The organism is Xanthomonas sp. LMG 12459, assembly GCF_009192905.1.
GTDB lineage: Bacteria > Pseudomonadota > Gammaproteobacteria > Xanthomonadales > Xanthomonadaceae > Xanthomonas_A > Xanthomonas_A sontii.
The window spans coordinates 1-659 of the sequence record NZ_NSGT01000132.1 but is presented as its reverse complement, the minus strand read 5'-3'; the positions used below and the strand labels follow the sequence as shown (position 1 = coordinate 659).

Sequence of the window (659 nt, the reverse complement as noted above, 5' to 3'; positions counted from 1 at the left end):
GCGCGGCTGCGCGCTGTGACGGCAAGGGAGTCGCGAACGGAAGGTGCAAGCGGACGGCGCCGGACACGGCGCGGCACGCCGCGACGCCCTCCGCATCGCAACCAGTGAACTGCAAGGCCGGTCTCCGGGCTGGCGATCGGGGAGGCGGACCTCCCGGCTGCGACGCCTTCCCATGCCCAGGGCACAGTGGCGCAGGTCGTCAGCGCGGATCGCTTACCGTTGCGGGGGCAGCGCCGGCCTTGTCGCAAGACGCACCGGCTTCCCGTTTCAACCCGCTGGCCGGAGCCGGCGGGTCACCTTGAAGCGGCGCGATTGTACGCGATCGCCGCTGGCTGCACGGCTCAGTCGGCGTGAGTGCCGTGGCCGTCGTCGTCGCCGTGCCGGTCGCCCATCGGCGTGTCGTGCGTGTCCTGCGCGTAGGCGCCGTCGGCAGCGTCGTCGTCGCGCGTGTCGTCGCGGTCGAAGTGGGTGGTCGCCACCGGCCCGGCGACCGGCAGGCCGCGCTGCGCCGGCAGCGCCGCCGTTGCGATCTCCAGTTCGCCCAGCAACTGCGCGCGGCGTGCCTCGGACAGTTCCTGCCAGTGGCAGCCGCTGAGCGCGCCTTCCAGCGAATACAGCAGGTTGAGGCTGGGCTTGAAGCCGGCGCGCTTGACCTTGAC

General features: G+C 72.4%; 1 protein-coding gene and 1 riboswitch. The gene reads right to left on the bottom strand.

From position 1 onward, the window contains the following. Window positions 1-97: 97 nt before the first annotated feature. Window positions 98-316, bottom strand: a riboswitch (cobalamin riboswitch). A 25-nt stretch (window positions 317-341) separates the two neighbouring features. Then, on the bottom strand, window positions 342-659 hold a 318-nt coding region (locus tag CEK65_RS20795; RefSeq protein ID WP_152182859.1), incomplete at its 5' end, for a TfoX/Sxy family DNA transformation protein.